Annotated in this window: 15 protein-coding genes and 1 riboswitch; of the genes, 7 read left to right on the top strand and 8 right to left on the bottom strand. The window is 72.2% G+C overall.

Going from position 1 to position 16,341, the window contains the following annotated elements; genetic code table 11:
• Positions 1 to 366 precede the first annotated feature (366 nt).
• Both AC29IT_RS14010 and AC29IT_RS14005 read left to right on the top strand, forming a co-directional pair.
• Positions 367 to 891, top strand: coding sequence for a SigE family RNA polymerase sigma factor (locus tag AC29IT_RS14010; protein ID WP_358445465.1), 525 nt, complete (start codon positions 367 to 369; stop codon positions 889 to 891).
• A complete protein-coding gene (locus tag AC29IT_RS14005; RefSeq protein WP_488218959.1) occupies positions 888 to 1,910 on the top strand; it encodes a serine/threonine-protein kinase in 1,023 nt (340 codons plus the stop codon). The genes AC29IT_RS14010 and AC29IT_RS14005 overlap by 4 nt, the downstream gene beginning before the upstream one ends.
• 204 nt (positions 1,911 to 2,114) lie before the next feature.
• On the opposite strand, the gene AC29IT_RS14000 is transcribed toward AC29IT_RS14005, so the two are convergent.
• Positions 2,115 to 3,383 carry a hypothetical protein gene (locus tag AC29IT_RS14000; RefSeq protein WP_488218958.1) on the bottom strand — a complete coding sequence of 423 codons (1,269 nt, stop codon included), beginning with the start codon at positions 3,381 to 3,383 and terminating at the stop codon, positions 2,115 to 2,117.
• A gap of 377 nt (positions 3,384 to 3,760) precedes the next feature.
• Here AC29IT_RS14000 and AC29IT_RS13995 point away from each other — a divergent pair, with 377 nt between their 5' ends.
• Together AC29IT_RS13995 and AC29IT_RS13990 are read left to right on the top strand one after the other, a co-directional pair.
• Entirely contained in the window at positions 3,761 to 4,264 is a 504-nt protein-coding gene (locus AC29IT_RS13995; RefSeq protein WP_358445456.1) for a DUF3145 domain-containing protein, read from the top strand.
• Positions 4,265 to 4,416: 152 nt separating this feature from the next.
• Positions 4,417 to 5,004: a hypothetical protein gene (locus AC29IT_RS13990; RefSeq protein ID WP_488218957.1), complete on the top strand. Its 588-nt coding sequence runs from the start codon at positions 4,417 to 4,419 to the stop codon at positions 5,002 to 5,004.
• Positions 5,005 to 5,113: 109 nt separating this feature from the next.
• Here AC29IT_RS13990 and AC29IT_RS13985 read toward each other — a convergent pair whose 3' ends face one another.
• The 5 genes from AC29IT_RS13985 to AC29IT_RS13965 all read right to left on the bottom strand — a co-directional run bounded on the left by AC29IT_RS13985 (position 5,114) and on the right by AC29IT_RS13965 (position 9,970).
• The gene (locus AC29IT_RS13985; RefSeq protein ID WP_488218956.1) at positions 5,114 to 6,361 is read right to left on the bottom strand and encodes a beta-ketoacyl-[acyl-carrier-protein] synthase family protein; all 1,248 of its coding nucleotides are present in this window, start codon (positions 6,359 to 6,361) and stop codon (positions 5,114 to 5,116) included.
• Positions 6,358 to 6,597, bottom strand: coding sequence for an acyl carrier protein (locus tag AC29IT_RS13980; RefSeq protein WP_488218955.1), 240 nt, complete (start codon positions 6,595 to 6,597; stop codon positions 6,358 to 6,360). Before AC29IT_RS13980 ends, AC29IT_RS13985 begins: the two co-directional genes overlap by 4 nt.
• Before the next feature lie 71 nt (positions 6,598 to 6,668).
• Positions 6,669 to 7,649, bottom strand: coding sequence for a beta-ketoacyl-ACP synthase III (locus AC29IT_RS13975; protein WP_358445448.1), 981 nt, complete (start codon positions 7,647 to 7,649; stop codon positions 6,669 to 6,671).
• Positions 7,646 to 8,623, bottom strand: a complete 978-nt coding sequence (locus AC29IT_RS13970; RefSeq protein WP_358445445.1) for an ACP S-malonyltransferase — start codon at positions 8,621 to 8,623, stop codon at positions 7,646 to 7,648. Before AC29IT_RS13970 ends, AC29IT_RS13975 begins: the two co-directional genes overlap by 4 nt.
• A gap of 144 nt (positions 8,624 to 8,767) precedes the next feature.
• Positions 8,768 to 9,970: a PucR family transcriptional regulator gene (locus tag AC29IT_RS13965; protein WP_488218954.1), complete on the bottom strand. Its 1,203-nt coding sequence runs from the start codon at positions 9,968 to 9,970 to the stop codon at positions 8,768 to 8,770.
• 255 nt (positions 9,971 to 10,225) lie between these two features.
• On the opposite strand from AC29IT_RS13965, the gene AC29IT_RS13960 reads away from it, so the two are divergent.
• Complete coding sequence (locus AC29IT_RS13960) at positions 10,226 to 11,176, top strand: peptidoglycan recognition protein family protein (protein ID WP_488218953.1); 951 nt, start codon at positions 10,226 to 10,228, stop codon at positions 11,174 to 11,176.
• Between the two features lie 18 nt (positions 11,177 to 11,194).
• On the opposite strand, the gene AC29IT_RS13955 is transcribed toward AC29IT_RS13960, so the two are convergent.
• Entirely contained in the window at positions 11,195 to 11,431 is a 237-nt protein-coding gene (locus tag AC29IT_RS13955) for a DUF3263 domain-containing protein (protein ID WP_358445437.1), read from the bottom strand.
• A gap of 195 nt (positions 11,432 to 11,626) precedes the next feature.
• Positions 11,627 to 11,771: riboswitch (FMN riboswitch) on the top strand.
• A gap of 95 nt (positions 11,772 to 11,866) precedes the next feature.
• On the opposite strand from AC29IT_RS13955, the gene AC29IT_RS13950 reads away from it, so the two are divergent.
• The gene (locus AC29IT_RS13950; protein ID WP_488218952.1) at positions 11,867 to 12,505 is read left to right on the top strand and encodes a nicotinamide mononucleotide transporter family protein; all 639 of its coding nucleotides are present in this window, start codon (positions 11,867 to 11,869) and stop codon (positions 12,503 to 12,505) included.
• A gap of 234 nt (positions 12,506 to 12,739) precedes the next feature.
• On the opposite strand, the gene aceE is transcribed toward AC29IT_RS13950, so the two are convergent.
• Positions 12,740 to 15,508 (bottom strand): pyruvate dehydrogenase (acetyl-transferring), homodimeric type, encoded by a 2,769-nt coding sequence (aceE, locus tag AC29IT_RS13945; RefSeq protein ID WP_488218951.1) that lies wholly within the window; start codon positions 15,506 to 15,508, stop codon positions 12,740 to 12,742.
• A gap of 291 nt (positions 15,509 to 15,799) precedes the next feature.
• On the opposite strand from aceE, the gene AC29IT_RS13940 reads away from it, so the two are divergent.
• Positions 15,800 to 16,234: a DUF3052 domain-containing protein gene (locus AC29IT_RS13940; protein ID WP_184477758.1), complete on the top strand. Its 435-nt coding sequence runs from the start codon at positions 15,800 to 15,802 to the stop codon at positions 16,232 to 16,234.
• The last annotated feature ends 107 nt before the right edge of the window (positions 16,235 to 16,341 follow it).

Below are 16,341 nucleotides of genomic sequence, written 5' to 3'. Positions count from 1 at the left end.
CCAGCGGATACGGCATCCGGATGATCTTGGATGTGTCGATTCCCACTCGCCGCCGCGTCCGGACGGAGCCGGACCACGACCACCTCCGTCCGCTGTGGACCACCCCGCCCGCCGGGTGTCGAAAACCCCGTCGCGACGGTGAATCCGCAGCCCGCGCGGCCTGCACCGACCCGCCCGGGGCGCGCCGGCGACCGGTCTCCGCACCCGGCGCCGACGATCACTCCGCGAGGCCGTTCGTGGCGGACGGTAAGCTGCGCCTCTCCGCCGGTCGGAGCCAACGGCGGAAATCCGGTCCGCGTCGGCTGCCAACCGCGAAGGGGGTCTCGGGCGTCGTGCAGAGATGTGACGGTTTCGATCGCATTGCCCGTGACCGCCTGGCCGGGCGACGGGCTGGCGGCCATGGATGAACTGACGACCAAACTGACCGAGCTCTACCAGGAGAACTACCGGCAACTGCTGCGCATAGCCGTGCTGCTCGTCGATGATCGCGCCTCCGCGGAGGACATCGTGCAGGACGCCTACGTGCGGGTGTTCGACTCCAGGACGCGGCTGCGCGACCCGGAGAAGGCGCTGGCGTTCCTGCGGCAGGCGGTGCTCAACCGGGCCCGGTCGGTGCTGCGACGCCGGATGGTCGCCAAGCGCTACCAACCTCGGATCGCCACCGAGGACTCGCGCCCGGACGACACCGGGCGCGGACTGGACCGGGCGGTGCTCGCCGACGCGCTCACCCACCTGCCGCGCAGGCAGCGGGAAGCGGTGGTGCTGCGCTACTACGCCGACTTCAGCGAAGCGCGGACCGCGAAGCTGATGGGCGTGAGCCAAGGTGCGGTGAAGTCGTACTGCTCGCGGGGAGTGGCACGGCTGTCGGATCTGCTGCGGGAGCGGGTGTGAGCGAGTCGAACGACACGCAGGACGTCGAGGAGCTGCGCAACGCGCTGCACGCCATCGTCGACGACGTCGAACCGCGCGGGGACACGCTGCCCAGGCTGCTGGCCGCGCGGCAACGCCGATCCCGCAGGCCCTCGCGGCGACCACTGCTCGCCGCGGGCGGGATCGCGGTCGCCGCCACCGCCGCGTTCCTCGTGGTCCTCGCCGTGGTGCCCACCGGCCCGCAGGCCCCCGAACCCGTCAGCATCGCGCCGAACAGCTACGTCGCGGCGCCCGCCGCCACGCTCGCCTCGTTCGACGTGCTCAGCGGGAAGCGCAACGACGTGCTCGCCGACCTGCCCGCACCGGCGCAGGGACCGCTCGCCGCCGACGGGAACCGCGTGTACGCGGCCGTCCCGACCGCGGAGGGCAGCGACATCGTCGCGCTCGGGGCCGACGGCATCGTGCGTCCGGTGGCGCACCGGACCGGAGCGGGCGCGCTCGCCGCGGGTGACGGCCTGGTCGCCTACTCCGACGCGGGCGAGATCGTCGTCGACGGAGCCGACCGGCCGCGGCGGATAGCCGTCCCCGCCGGTCAGCAGGTGGACGACCTCGCCGTCGGGAACGGCGGCCGCGTCGCCGTGCTCACCTCGGACGCGGCGATCCACGTCGTGGCGCCCGGCGGCACCGAGCTCGGGCGGCCGATGAGCCCGCCCGCGGGCACCTGCGGCCCGCGCGCGCTCGCCTGGGCCGACCGGAACCTCGCGGTGCTCGCCGCCGCCGACTGCGGCGGTGCGGAACGGATGCGGATCGCCACGCTCGACGCGGACAACGGTCAGGCCGTCGGTGGTGGCACCCCGTTCAGCACCGGCGGTGACCTCGGCGCCGACCAGGTGCAGCTGTCCGCGGACCGCGTCGGCCGCTACCTCGTGTCCGTCGCCGACGGCAGGCAGTGGCTCGTCGACGGGACCGACGTGCGGCCGGTGGCGCGGCCCTGCTCCGAAACCGGGTGCGCGACCTCCCCGGCGACCTTCTGGGGTTGAGGCGCCCGCGTCTCGTGCCGCGGCGCGGGGCAGGTAGCGGAAGCTCACTACCTGTCTCGCTGCTCCTGCCGCGTAGTGCTCGGGTGGCGGAACCTCAGCGGCGGTGCCGGTTGCTCCGGTGATCGTCCGCTCAGCGGCACCGCCGGTGGGAGGACGGGGGCGGCGCGACGCCGCTGCGGAGCAACCTCCGCCGCGCGGGTGTTCTCAGGCGGGAGTGCGGAGGCGGAGGGCTCGTTCGGCGAGGGCGCGGAGGGAGACGTCGTCCGGATCGGACCGGCCCTCGGCCCACGCCGCCTGGACCACGCGCAGCCGCCCGCCCGTCTGCTGCACCGCGGCCGCCGCGTCCGCGAACTCCGGCGAGCTCGGCGCACCCGGCTCCGCGCCCGCGTCGGCGATGCCACCGGAACCCGGGGTGTTCAGCAGTTCCCGCAGGTTCCGAGCCGACGTCGCCGAACCCAGGTCCACCACCGCGACCGACACGACCGCCGACCGGCCCGCGGTCTCCCCGTCGAAGACCTGCCGGGACAGTCCCTCGCACGGGTGCCGCTGGAACCACGCCCGCACGTCCCCGAACGCGGCCTCCGTGCAGTCCCCGCCGCGCTCCGCGCTGGTCCGGGTGAACGCGACTCCGTCCACCTGTTGCGCCGCGACCTCCCGCTCCTCCTCCGAAGCCCCGGCCACCAGCAGCGCGGACACCGCGCCGACCAGCACCAGCGCCACCGCGCCCAGCACGAGCAGCTTCGACCGGCCCGGCAGCGCCGCGAGCCGTCCCCGCAGCCCGGCCGGGCGCGCGGGCGGCTCCGGTCGCGGCTCGTCCGCCACCTTCGGGATCAGCAGCGTGCTCGCCGCGGCGAGGTCCGGCGCCACCGAATCCGGGAAGCCCTCCGCGGTCAGCTCCGCCACCGACAGCGAACGCGTCCCCTCGTCGAGCACGTCCAGCACGGCCCGGGCCGCCTCCACCCCGCACGCCCGCTCGTAGGTGGCCAGCTCGCGGACCGCGGCGAGCATGCTCGTCGTCGACGGGTACAGCACCCGCACCCCGCGGTGCAGGTCGCCCGTCGGCTGGGTGACCCGCTCCACGTACGGGCCCACGGCCACGATCGCGGCTACCGGCAACGGCTCCGCGCCGCGGGTCTGCAACGCGCGGGCCAGCGCGGACGCCGACTCCAGCGCCGCCAGCGCGGGGTTCACCGCCGCCTCCTGGCGCAGCAGCGGCCAGCCGTCCACCGTCCACGGCGTCTGCACCGGGGCCTCCAGGGACAGCACCGAACCGGGCAGGTCGACGCCCAGCACCACCACGATGCCGCGCGGCAGCACCAGCACCGCGTCCAGCGCCCGCGGCGCTCCCGGCGGCCGCGCCCCGCACACCGCGACTCCGCCGAACACCCCGTCGCCCGGGCCCCAGGCGGTCACCGCCGCCCGGATGTCCGCGCCGATCTCGGTCGGCTCCTCGCCGAGCCGCACCACCCGCATCGTCGTCTCCCGTCCCCGAAATCCGGACCGGCCTGCCGCCACCGGGCCCGGCCCGCATTCTCGCCTACTCCGAGTACTCCCCCGATCGAGTGGTATCGGCCACTCGTCCGCACCTGCCGCGCTGCGCCGTTCGGGCCGCCCGCTGGGCCGCACGGGTGCGCCCGGAACTGCGACGACCCCGCGCCGGACGGGCCAGGGGCACCCGGCGAACCGTAGTCGAACCGGGTCGCCCGGACGGGGAGTTCACCCGGTTCATGTGGCGACGGCGGGCGAGGCGCGTGCAGAATGACGCCGATCACCCGTGATCGGGAGATCGGACCACCCGCACGATGAGGTCGTAGGGGAAGACGTCCCTCGTCGAACAGCGGAGGTCAGCAGTGAGCACCCGTGGCAGCACAAGTGGCGTGGTCTACGTCCACTCGTCGCCGTCTGCGGTCTGTCCGCACATCGAGTGGGCCGTGGCCGGCGCACTCGGCACGCGGACCGAACTCCGCTGGACGGCGCAACCCGCAGCACCCGGGCAGTTGCGCGCCGAACTCACCTGGACCGGCGAACCCGGCACCGGATCCCGGCTGGTCACCGCGCTGCGCGCGTGGCCGATGCTGCGCTTCGAGATCACCGAGGACCCCAGCCCCGGCATCGACGGGCAGCGCTTCTGCCACGTGCCGGGACTCGGCCTGTGGAACGCGCGCACCAGCGCCAACGGCGACATCGTCGTCAGCGAGGACCAGCTGCGCACGCTCGCCGCGAACAGCCGCGGCTCGGAATCGTTCACCCACCGCGTCGACCAGCTGCTCGGCGCCGCCTGGGACGCGGAACTGGAACTGTTCCGCCACGCGGGCGACGGTGCGCCGGTCAGCTGGCTGCACCGCGTCGGCTGACCCGTCCCGCCGCGGCGGCTCGGGAAGCGGAATCCCGGAGCCCGCCGGAAACCGACGAAACCCACTGCGCAGGCCCGACGGCGGGAACCGCGCGAGTTCCGGTCCGCGCCCGGTGGGGCCGCGGCGGGCGCGGTTGTGGGAAGCTGATCGGCGTGCAGTCGTATTCTCCGGCCGGTCGTTCGCAGCACTCCTGGTGGAAGTGGGGGGTGCCGATCGCCGCGCTCGTGCTGATCGCGGCGGGCGCGGGCGGCGTCGCGGCGCAGCAGTACTACCCGGACACGATGCCCGCGAGCATCGACGGCGAGGTCGCGGGGCAGCCGGCGAACTCCGAGTACGCCAACATCGAGTTCACCCCCGACGCGGACGAGCACCCGGACCACGCGGACATCCGCTGGACGCTGCAGATGCACTTCAACGCGATCAACACGCGCCGCTACGAGACCTGGAAGACCACGGTCGTCGCGGCCAAGCAGCAGCAGCTGCCCGAGGACAAGTGGCAGCGCGAGTACGCCACCACCCGCGACGCCGCCATCAAGGTGCACCGGATCGAACCGGGACCGGACGACTCGGTGCGCGTCCTGATGACCTTCGTCAGCACCCAGGACCCGAAGGACGCGCCGGTCGGGATGCAGGAGGGCTGCCTGCGGTGGCGGGTGGTCTACCCGATGGTCGTGGACGGCGGCGGGTTCCGGCTGGACACCAACAGCCTGCCGGGCAGCGCCCTCGCCGTTTCCTGCTGACGGCACTCGGGGAACGAGAACCCCGGGAACGAGAACCCCGGGAACGAGAAGCGCCCCGCCCTCCGGTTCGCACCGGGGACGGGGCGCTCGCACGAGCGGCCGGGGGCGATCAGGCCTTGGTGAAGGCCAGGGCCACGTTGTGCCCGCCGAAGCCGAAGGAGTTGTTCACCGCGGCCGACACCTCGACGTGCCGCGGTTTGTCCGTCACCACGTCCAGCTCCACCTTCGGGTCGAGCTCGTCGAGGTTGCGGGTGGGCGGGATCTGCCCGTGGTAGATCGACAGCAGCGTCACGATGCTCTCGACCGCACCGGCGCCGCCCACGAGGTGCCCGAGCGCGCTCTTCGGCGCGGTCAGCGCCACTCCGTCGCCGAACGCCTTCCGGATCGCCGCCGCCTCGCCCACGTCACCGACCACGGTCGAGGTGGCGTGCGCGTTGACGTGCTCGATGTCGGAGTGCGACAGGCCCGCGGTGCGCACGGCCTGCGTCATCGCGTTGACCTGGCCGACGCCGTCCGGGTGGCTGCCGGTGATGTGGTAGGCGTCGGAGGTGATGCCCACCCCGCCCAGCCGGCCGTAGATCCGCGCCCCGCGCGCCTTCGCGTGCTCGGCGCTCTCCAGGATCACCACGCCGGCGCCTTCGCCGAGGACGAAGCCGTCCCGGCCCGTGTCGAACGGGCGCGATGCCAGCTCCGGCTCGTCGTTGCGCGTGCTCAGCGTCCGGGCCTGGCAGAACCCGGCCACGGTGATCTGGTGGATGCAGGACTCGGCGCCACCGGCCACGACCACGTCGGCCTGCCCGGAGCGGATCATGTCCCACCCGCGCGCCAGCCCTTCCGCGCCGGAAGCGCAGGCGGAGGCGGGGGAGTGCACCCCGGCTCGCGCGCGCAGGTCGATGCCGACGTGCGCGGCGGGCCCGTTGGGCATGAGCATCGGCACGGTCAGCGGCGAGATCTTGCGCAGTCCGTGCTGCTCCAGCAGGTCGTCCTGGTCGAGCAGCGTCACCGGACCGCCGATCCCGGTGCCGAGCGCGACACCGAGCCGATCCGGGTCCACCGACTGGTGCTCGTCGGTGGGCATGTCGTAACCGGCGTCGCTCCAGGCCTGGCGGGCCGCGATGATCGCGATCGCCTGGCAGCGGTCCAGCCGGCGCAGCTGCACGCGGGGCAGCACCTCGGCGGGCTCCACGACCAGGGGAGCGCCGATCTTGGCGGGCAGGTCGTACTTGTCGACCCATTCCGCCGTCAGCCTGCGCACCCCGCTGCGACCGGTCAGCAGACCGTCCCAGGTGGACGCGACGTCACCACCGAGTGGTGTCGTCGCGCCCATCCCGGTGATGACGACGTCGGTCGCCGTCATGCGTTCTTGGTGATGTAGTCGACCGCATCACCGACGGTCTTGAGGTTCGCGAGCTGGTCGTCCGGGATCTTGACGCCGAACTTGTCCTCGGCCTGCACGGCGATCTCGACCATCGACAGCGAGTCGATGTCGAGGTCGTCGACGAAGGACTTCTCGACCGTGACCTCGTCGGCGTCCACGCCCGCGACCTCTTCGACGATGCCGGCGAGACCCTGCGCGATTTCCTCGTTCGCCACGATGGTTCCTTTCGTTGTTGCGGTGGTCACCGCGGACGTGCCCGCGGCGGTCTTGGTGAGCGCGGACGCGCTCAGGGACAGATCACGACCTGGCCGGCGTAGGACAATCCAGCCCCGAAACCGACCAGCAGCAGCACATCGCCGCTGGAGAGCTCGCCCGCCGACCGCATGTGGTCGATCGCGAGCGGGATCGACGCGGCCGAGGTGTTGCCCGAGTAGACGATGTCACGCGCGACCACCAGGTCGTCGCGGGCACCCTGGCTCTGCAGCTTCTTGGCGATGCCCTCGACGATCCGCAGGTTCGCCTGGTGCGCGACGAGAGCGTCCACATCGGACAGCTGCAGGCCCGCGAGCTCCACGGCCCGCATCGCCACCGGGGCGATCTGCGTGGTCGCCCAGCGGAAGACCGACTGGCCCTCCTGGTAGATGTACTTGCCGTCGCGCAGGTAGATGGTGTCGACCAGGTCCCCGGCGCTGCCCAGCGCGGCCGGGGCGATGCCCGGCTCGTCGGCCGGACCCACGACCGCGGCACCCGCGCCGTCGGCGAAGATGATGCAGTTCCCCCGGTCCTCCCAGTCGATCCACTCCTGGAACCGCTCGGAGCCGATCACCAGCACCCGGCGGGCCGAACCGGCCAGCACCATGTCCGACGCGGTGTTGAGCGCGTAGCAGAACCCGGCGCAGGCGGCGTTGAGGTCGAACGCGCCGGAGGCCTTGATGCCGATCTTGTCGGCGACCTGCGCGGCCGCGTTGGGGATGCCGCCCGGCATCGTGCAGGTCGCGATGATGACCTGGTCGACGTCCGCCGGGGTCAGGCCCGCGTCGGCGATGGCCTTCGAACCGGCCTCCACGGCCATCGACACGACGGTCTGGTCCTCGTCGCCGAGACGGCGGTGCACGATGCCGACGCGCTGCTGGATCCACTCGTCGTTCGTGTCGACGATCTTGGCCAGGTCGTGGTTGGTCACGACCCGGTTGCCCTGGGTGCTACCGAAGCCGAGCAGCTTGGTCGCCGCCGGTCCGGTGGACTTGCGCAGGGTCGGTGTGCTCACGCATCGCTCCCAGAGGTGTTCGCGTCCTGGGCGGTCTCCTCGGAGTCCGCTGCCAGCAGGTCTGCGACCTTGTCGAGGTCTTCGGGCTTCTTCAGCGCCACGGTCTTGGTGCCCTTGAGCTCGCGGCGCACCAGGCCGGTCAGCGCACCGGCGGGCGGGAACTCGACCACGGCCGTCACCCCGCGCTCGGCGAGGGCGGTCATGCAGTGGTCCCAGCGCACCGGCCGGGTGATCTGCGCGACGAGCAGGCGCACGAACTCGTCGCCCGACCCGACGAACGAACCGTCCGAATTGGACAGCAGCGGGAACGACGGGTCCTTCGCCGCGACCTCCTGTGCCCGCGCGCCGAACGCGTCCTGCGCGGGAGCCATGAAGCGGGTGTGGAACGCGCCTGCCACGGCCAGCGGACGCACCTTCGTGCCGGGCAGCGGCTCCTCGGCCAGTGCCTCCAGCGCGGGCTTGCGGCCCGCCGCGACGATCTGGCCCGCGCCGTTGCAGTTCGCCGGGTCCAGGCCGAGGGCTTCCAGGTGGCCGATCACGGCGTCCCGGTCCCCGCCCATCACCGCGGACATCGCGGTCGGCTCCAGCGCGCACGCCGCCGCCATCTCCCGGCCGCGCACCGCGGCCAGCGCGACCGCGTCGTCGGGGGAGAGCACGCCTGCGATCGCCGCCGCCGCCAGCTCGCCGACCGAGTGACCCGCCACCGGGGTCTCCGCGGGCACGTCGAAGCGGGCGCGCAGCTGCTCGGCCGCCAGCAGGGACAGCGCCACCACCAGCGGCTGCGTGACCGCGGTGTCCTTGATCTCGTCCGCGTCGGCGGTGGTGCCCAGCCGGACGAGGTCCAGACCGGCGTGCTCCGACCAGGCCTCGACGCGCTCGCGGGCGCCGTCCGGTTCGAGCCAGGGGGAGAGCATGCCGGGGGCTTGCGAGCCCTGTCCGGGAGCGAGGAGCGCGATCACCCTGCTACTACACATGGCCGACCGAGATCGGCGTGATGCCGGTACGGACGAAGTCCGAGGCACAATCTTGTGGAGTGTCTACAAGCGTGACGACGATTCGGGCATCACGCACCGTGATTCGTTGTCGCTCGTCACGTTCCGGAGGCGAACCGGGCGCGATCACCACAGGCCGCGGGCCCTGGCCAGCCGCCCCACCGACAACGCTACGCGCAGCACCAGCGCGTCCCGCGCGTTCGCCGGGGTGCGGCCGGTGAGCTCCGCGACCCGCCGCAGCCGGTACCGCACCGTGTTCGGGTGCACGTACAGCTGCCGCGCGCAGTTCTCCAGCACCCCGCCCAGCTCCAGGTAGGTGTCCACCGTCTCCAGCAGCGCGCCGCCCGCGTCCACCAGCGGGAGCACGATGCCCTCCACCAGTTGCCGCTCCGCCTCCGGATCACCGGCCAGCGCCCGTTCCGGCAGCAGGTCCTCCGCGGGCACCGGGCGCGGCGCCGTCGGCCAGGCCACCACCGCGCGCAGCCCGGACATCGCGTCCGCCGCCGAACGGTGCGCCTCCGACAGGCTCGTCACCGTCGGCCCGACCACCACCGGGCCGCTGTCGAAGGCCTCCGCCAGCTTGTCCGCCGCCGCCAGCGCGCCGTGGTCGTCGGACGGGCCGCCGAACACCACCACCAGCCGGGTGCCCTGCACGCCGAGCAGCACCGGACGTCCGGCGCGGGCCGCGCTCCGGCGCACCTGGTAGATGATCGTCGGCGGGTCGTCGGACGGCGCCGTGCCCACCAGCACGGTCGCCTCCGAACCGGGTTCCCAGCCGAGCGCGGCCGCCCGCGACAGCAGCGACTCCTCCGGGTCGCCGCGGACGATGCCGTCCACGACGAGCGCCTCCAGCCGCGCGTCCCACGCGCCGCGCGCCTCCGCCGCCGCCGCGTAGGAGGTGGCCGCCGCGAACGCGATCTCCCGCGTGTAGCGCAGGATCGACTCGGTCAGCGCGGTGCGCTCCCACTCCTGCTCGGCCAGTTCCGGCAGCCGCCGTTCGAACACGTCGATCGCCGCGCGCACCAGGTCCAGCGTCTGCCGCAGGCTCACCCACCGCGACAGGTCCTTCGGGGCGGCGCGGAACGCCTCCGCCGTCAGCCGGATGGCCTCCGTCGGGTCCTGCATCCAGGCCACGAAGTTCGACACCCCGGTCTGGGTCACCAGCAGCACGCTCGCCCGCTGGTCGGCGGGCAGCCGGCGGAACCACGGCAGCCGCTGCTCCATCGCACCGACGCTCGCCGTCGCCAGGTCCCCGGAAGCGCGCTCCAGTGCGCGCAGGGTGGTCGAGGAAATGCGTTCGCCTTGTTCACCTGCGCCTTCGGATTGCATGCCGTCAGAATCGCACGCCCCCGCGACGCCCGTGCCGGGCACTGCGTGCACCCCGGCCCGGGCCACCGGGTACGCGAGGGCGCGGTGCGCGGCGGACCCGTCCGAAGTGCACCCGTCCGCCGCAGCCGGTTCAGCCGGGGGAAACCGGCAGCGCAGCGGCATTTCATCCGATCAGGCGTGGCCGGTGCGGCGCACCGCGGGACACGATGGGAGCAGGCGACGCGGCCACCGACGGCCGCCAGGGGAGTGATGGCGATGGCTCTGCCGCTGGTGTGGCTGGGAGACGTGCTGCGGGCGGCGGGGCTCACCGTCGTGGAAACGCCCGGATGGCTGGAACGGACCGCGAACTCGGGCGACCAGCCCGAACCGGTCGGGGTGCTGGAACACCACACCGCCACGATCGCCTCGTACGAGGACCCGGCGCCGAGCCTGCAGCTCGTCGTCGACGGCCGGTCCGATCTGGCCGGGCCGCTGTGCCACGGGCTGATCGGCTTCGACGGCGTGGTGCACTTGATCTCGGCCGGACGCGCCAACCACGCTGGGAAGGCGCGGGCCTCCGGACCGGTGCCCGAAGGGGACGGCAACGTGCTCTACGTCGGCTTCGAATGGGACTACCAGGGCGTCGAACAGGGCCCCAGCCCCGAGCAGTACGCGGCCGCGCTGACCGCGACCAAGGCGGTGCTGGACCACATCGGCGCTCCGCCCGAAGCCGCGCGCGGGCACAAGGAGACCAGCGTGACCGGCAAGATCGACCCCGGCCACGTCGACCTGGACCGGTTCCGGGCCGAACTCGCCACGAGTGAACAGGAGAACGCCGACATGACGCCCGAACAGGACGCGATCCTGCGCCGCATCGAGAACGAGCTGCTCGGCCCGCGCGGGCCGGAAGGGCAGATCGCCGGCTGGAACACCGCGCTCGGACCGCGCACCCCGGTGGCGATGCTGGTGGACCTCGTCAACGGGCTGCTCGCCACGCAGACCCCGGCGCCGCTGCAGCAGGCCGCCCCGCAGCAGCAGGGCGCGCCCGCCGTGCCGCAGCAGCAGGGGCCGCAGGCCCCCGCGCAGCCCGCGGGCGACGCCGAGTCGATCAAGGCCGCGTTCACCGCGCTGCCGCCGGAACAGGCCGCGCCGCTGCTCGCCGAGCTCGTCCGCATCCAGCAGGAGCGCCAGCTCACGCCGGAGCAGCAGGCCGCTGCCGACGTCTGATCGGCAGCGGCGCGAAGATCAGTGCCCGGGGGCCGCGGCCCGGCGGTCGGCGCGTTCGGATCGCATGCGCAATAAGCGCTTGACCAGGACCGGCTGCTGGGCCAGCGCCTCCGGTTCGTCCAATAACCGGTTGAGCCGCTGGTAGTAGCGCGTCGGCGAGAGGCCGAACCGCTCCTGGATGACGCGGTCCTTGCTGCCCGGGTAGCGCCAGAACTCGCTCTCGAACGCCAGGATCGCGTGATCGACGTCGTTCACCCCGCCGCCCCCTTCGCGTCGTGCACCGGCCGTCCGGCCGACCGGATCCGTTCAACCGGAGATCGCCCACTCTACCCCGAGGCGCACGTCTGTTCGATCACCTGAGCGGCGCCTCACCCGGGGTGTGATCCGAGCCACGAGGTGGCGACGGAACAACTTCCGCGGTCGACGATGTTGGCAGGAGTACGAAAAGTCGTGCGCTCCGGGGCTCGGTGAGATTCCGAACCGGCGGTGAAAGTCCGCGAACCGGCGCCTCCCGGCCGAACCCGGCCCGGGGAGCCCGGCCGATCCGGTGGAATTCCGGGACCGACGGTGACAGTCCGGATGGGAGGCGGCGCACGGGCACTCGACCGGGACCGGTCGCTCTTCGGGGCACCGGTGCCCGCCGCGTTCCCGACCATCCCCGGCGCCAGGACCGGCTGGGAGGAGTGGGTTGTGCGCGCTGCGGCGGAATGGTTGCTCGGCAACGGGATCACCGTGCTGGGCCAGCAGATCTCCTGGGCTGAGCTGGTGGGGCAGCTGTGCGCGCTCGCCGTGGTCTTCCTGGCGCAGCGCCGCACCTTGGCGACCTGGCCGGTGCAGGTGACCGCGACGGTGCTGCTGTTCGCGGTGTACGCGTCGGCGCAGCTCGGCGGGCTGGCGGTCCGGCAGATCGTGATCCTGCTGATCTCCGTCTACGGCTGGTGGGCGTGGAGCCGCCGCAGCGACCCGGTGTACGGGGTCGCGGTGCGCAAGGGGACGCTCCGGGAACGCCTGGTGCTGCTGGGCGTGCTGGTCGGGGCCACCACCGGGTTCGCGCTGCTGCTGACCGCGCTGGACGCCTCGTGGGCGCCGTGGCCGGACGCCTGGATCTTCGTGGGCACCGCGGTCGCGTTCTGGGCGCAGGGGCGCGGGCTCGTCGAGTTCTGGCTGGTGTGGCTGGCCGTGGACGCGGTCGGGGTCCCGCTGCAGCTGGCGTCCGGCTTGTACTTCAGCGCCGGGATCTACGTGGTGTTCGCCGCCCTGGTGGTGCACGGCTGGTGGAGCTGGAACCGCACCGCCAGATCGCAGCAGCTCGCCCCGGCCCGGGTCTGAACCGGGGTGATCTTCCATCTCGCCGCTCAGCGGCGCGGTTGGCGGAACCTCAGCGGCTCCCTCGCTGCGGGATCGTTTTCGCAGGTGGCTCCGCCACATGTGAAAACGCTGTCCTCGCGAGGGAGCCGCTGAGAACCCGCGGCGGTGCCGGTTGCTCGGGTGGTCGGCAGCTCAGCGGCTCCGCCGCTGACAGGAGACCAACACGGCCCGCCGCGGGACTTCACGGGCAAGACCTCAAGCGTCGCCGGGATCGGACGTCTGCGGGCCCGCGGCTCGCACGTCGCCGAGCCGGTAGCGCTGGGCGGCGGCGGTGACCTGGGACCGGTCGACGAGCCCGCGGCGGGCCAGGGCGGCGAGCACGGCGACCACGGTGGACTCGGCGTCCACCAGGAACACCCGCCGCGCGGCCGGGCGGGTGTCGGAGAAGCCGAACCCGTCGGCTCCCAGGCTCACCATGTCGCCCGGCACCCACGAGCGGATCAGGTCCGGCACCGCCCGCATCCAGTCGCTGACCGCCACCACCGGGCCGTCGGTGTCCAGCAGCGCCCGCGTCACGTACGGCACCCGCGGTTCGGAGTCGGGGTGCAGCAGGTTGTGCCGGTCGACGGCTTCGGCTTCGCGGCGCAGTTCGGTCCACGAGGTCGCCGACCACACGTCGGCCCGCACGTCCCACTCCTCGGCGAGCAGCTGCTGGGCGCGCAGCGCCTCCGGCATCGCCACCCCGGAGGCCAGCACCTGCGCGGGGACGGAGCCGCCGGTGCCGCGGCGGAACAGGTACAGGCCGCGCAGCAGCCCGTCCACGTCCACGCCGTCCGGTTCGGCGGGCTGCCGGTACGGCTCGTTGTAGACGGTCAGGTAGTAGAAGACGTTCTCGGCGTCCGGCCCGTACATCCGCCGCAGCCCGTCCTTGACGATGTGCGCGACTTCGAACGCCCACGCCGGGTCGTAGGACACCACCGCCGGGTTCGTCGCCGCCAGCAGCAGCGAATGCCCGTCGGCGTGCTGCAGCCCCTCACCGGTGAGCGTGGTGCGACCGGCGGTGGCGCCGAGCAGGAAGCCGCGCGCCATCTGGTCCCCGGCGGCCCACAGGCTGTCGCCGGTGCGCTGGAACCCGAACATCGAGTAGAAGATGTAGATCGGGATCATCGGTTCGCCGTGCGTGGCGTAGGCGGTCGCGGCGGCGGTGAACGACGCGCTGGAGCCGGCTTCGTTGATGCCTTCGTGCAGGATCTGGCCCTGTTCGCTCTCCCGGTAGGCGAGCATCAGCCGGTAGTCGACGGGCGTGTAGGACTGGCCGTTCGGGTTGTAGATCTTCTGCGACGGGAACATCGAGTCCATCCCGAAGGTCCGCGCCTCGTCCGGGATGATCGGCACGATCCGCGGCCCGATCTCGGGGTCCTTGGCGAGGTCCTTGAGCAGCCGGACGAACGCCATCGTGGTGGCGACCTCCTGCTTGCCGGAGCCGCGCCGGATCACGTCGTAGACGTCGTCGCCGGGCAGCACGAGCGGCTTCGGCTTCACCCGCCGTTCCGGCAGGTAGCCGCCGAGGCGCTGGCGGCGTTCCCGCAGGTACTGGATCTCGGGGGAGTCCTCGCCGGGGTGGTAGTACGGCGGCAGATACGGGTCGGCCTCGAGCTGCTCGTCGCTGATCGGGATCCGCAGGCTGTCCCGGAACAGCTTCAGGTCGTCCAGGGTCATCTTCTTCATCTGGTGCGTGGCGTTGCGGCCCTCGAAGTGCGGGCCGAGCCCGTAACCCTTGATCGTCTTCGCGAGGATGACGGTGGGCTGCCCGTGGTGCTCGGTGGCGGCCTTGTAGGCGGCGTGGACCTTCCGGTAGTCGTGGCCGCCGCGGCGCAGCGCCCACACCTGGTCGTCGGTGAGGTCCTTGACCATGTCCTTGGTGCGCGGGTCGCGGCCGAAGAAGTGCTCGCGGACGAAGGCGCCGTCGTTGGCCTTGTAGGTCTGGAAGTCTCCGTCGGGCGTGGTGTTCATCAGGTTGACCAGCGCGCCGTCCCGGTCGGCGTGCAGCAGCGAGTCCCACTCGCGGCCCCACACGACCTTGATGACGTTCCAGCCCGCACCGCGGAAGAACGACTCCAGCTCCTGGATGATCTTCCCGTTGCCGCGCACCGGTCCGTCGAGCTGCTGCAAGTTGCAGTTGACGACGAACGTGAGGTTGTCCAGCCCTTCGTTGGCCGCAACGTGCAGCAGGCCGCGCGATTCGGGCTCGTTCATCTCGCCGTCGCCGAGGAACGCCCACACCCGTTGCCGGCTGGTGTCCTTGATGCCGCGGTCGTGCAAGTAGCGGTCGAACCGGGCCTGGAAGATCGCGTTCATCGGGCCGAGGCCCATCGACACGGTCGGGAACTCCCAGAAGTCCGGCATCAGCCGCGGGTGCGGGTAGGACGGCAGCCCGCCGCCGGGGCCCGCGTGCGAGTGCTCCTGGCGGAATCCGTCGAGCTGGTCGGTGGTCAACCTGCCTTCGAGGAAGGCGCGGGCGTAGATGCCGGGGGAGGCGTGGCCCTGGATGTACAGGTGGTCGCCCCCGCCGGGGTGGTCCTTGCCGCGGAAGAAGTGGTTGAACCCGACCTCGTAGAGGCTGGCGGAGGAGGCGAACGAGGAGATGTGCCCGCCGACGCCGATCCCGGGTCGTTGTGCACGATGCACCATGATCGCGGCGTTCCACCGCATCCAGGCGCGGTAGCGCCGTTCGACCTCCTCATCGCCGGGGAACCAGGGCTCCTGGTCGGTGGCGATGGTGTTGACGTAGTCGGTGCTGGTCAGGGCGGGTACGCCGACGCCGCCTTCGCGGGCGCGCTCCAGCAGGCGGAGCATCAGGTAGCGGGCACGCTGCTGGCCGTGCTCGCCGAGCATCGTGTCGAACGACTGCAACCATTCTTCGGTCTCCTCCGGATCGATGTCCGGGAGATGCGAGGCGAGACCGTCTCGGATGACCCGCACCCGTTGCGGGGTGCCGCCGACGTCGTTGCTGTGCGCGGGCAAAGGAACTCCTCGACTGCTTGCGGTGCTTGTCGCGGGCTGGGGTGACGCCCGACACGTCCCATGGTCCCCCATCTTCACGGCCGCTGCGTGCACCGCGGTCATTACTTGGCGGTACCGTTCTAGCCTGACCTGGATGTGGGCGCCTACAGTCGTGTTCCACGCCGGATACCGGCGTGTCGTGCGCCCAGCAGTTGCGCCGGAAGCGGTCCGCAGTGTTCGCTATCGGCCAGATCTGCCCAACCTGGGTGCGGTGGAGGCACCGCACCACCGCATTGGAGGAGTGAGAGCGCCGTGGTCGCCGCGGGAGACGCCGGCAAGAGCGAAGTCGACGTCGCCGACAGGCTCGACATCGAGCCGGAGATGGTCGTTCAGGAGATCGGTTGGGACGAGGACGTCGATGACGCCGTTCGTGCCGCGATCGAGGAGCGTTGCGGGAGCGAACTGCTCGATGAGGATGCCGACGAGGTCGTCGACGTCGTACTGCTGTGGTGGCGGGACGACGACGGCGACCTGACGGACACGCTCCTCGACGTGATGACGCCTCTCGCTGACGAGGGGGTGATCTGGGTGCTGACGCCGAAGACCGGTCGTGACGGCTACGTGGAACCCAGTGACATCGCTGAGGCAGCGTCCACGTCCAACCTGGCCCAGACCTCGAACGCGAGTCTGGGGGAAGCCTGGATGGGTACCAGGCTCGCTTACCGCAAGGCCAAGTCCAAGCGCTGACGAGTTCGGCCCAGCGCCGGACGGATCGCCGTACCCACCACCTGGGCACCGGTGGCTACCTGCCACCGGTGCCCAGGTGTGCGTGATCGGTGTAGGTTCGGCGGCGT

It is taken from the genome of Saccharopolyspora sp. MMCC62, assembly GCF_057736575.1.
This window is presented reverse-complemented; position numbering and strand designations above follow the sequence as displayed.

Excerpts from the sequence above, each read along its gene's own strand:
- AC29IT_RS14000 (WP_488218958.1), bottom strand. The coding sequence starts at position 3,383 with ATGCGGGTGGTGCGGCTCGGCGAGGAGCCGACCGAGATCGGCGCGGAC.
- AC29IT_RS13985 (WP_488218956.1), bottom strand. The coding sequence starts at position 6,361 with ATGACGGCGACCGACGTCGTCATCACCGGGATGGGCGCGACGACACCA.
- AC29IT_RS13970 (WP_358445445.1), bottom strand. The coding sequence starts at position 8,623 with ATGTGTAGTAGCAGGGTGATCGCGCTCCTCGCTCCCGGACAGGGCTCG.
- AC29IT_RS13965 (WP_488218954.1), bottom strand. The coding sequence starts at position 9,970 with ATGCAATCCGAAGGCGCAGGTGAACAAGGCGAACGCATTTCCTCGACC.
- AC29IT_RS13960 (WP_488218953.1), top strand. The coding sequence starts at position 10,226 with ATGGCTCTGCCGCTGGTGTGGCTGGGAGACGTGCTGCGGGCGGCGGGG.